Below are 330 nucleotides of genomic sequence, written 5' to 3'. Positions count from 1 at the left end.
GTTAGTGCATGGTCGGCCTCTGGTCCATTGGGACGATGCTTCCCGGTGCGGGCGGTCGATAGCGCAGAGCGCTGTGTGGCCTGATCGTATTGTAAGTGAATACGCCATTGCTCGATCAGGATTTGGGCTTCTCTCAGGGTGTAGAAGACTTCGCCGTTGAGCAGCTCATCGCGGAACCTGACATTGAAGCTTTCGCAGTATCCGTTCTCCCACCGCGATCCCGGCTCGATGTATGCCGTCTTCGCGCCGACAGCAGTAATCCAGTCCCGGACTTTCCGGGCAATGAACTCCGTCCCGTAGCACCTTGGTGGTCTGCCCCCATCGAGTGGT

General features: G+C 58.2%; 1 pseudogene. It reads right to left on the bottom strand.

Annotated elements, in window-relative coordinates:
- Nucleotide 1: 1 nt before the first annotated feature.
- A pseudogene (locus EP376_RS22770) lies at nt 2-330 on the bottom strand (integrase core domain-containing protein); the annotation flags it as partial.

It is taken from the genome of Alexandriicola marinus (assembly GCF_004000435.1).
In the GTDB taxonomy this organism is placed as follows: domain Bacteria; phylum Pseudomonadota; class Alphaproteobacteria; order Rhodobacterales; family Rhodobacteraceae; genus Alexandriicola; species Alexandriicola marinus.
This window is presented reverse-complemented; position numbering and strand designations above follow the sequence as displayed.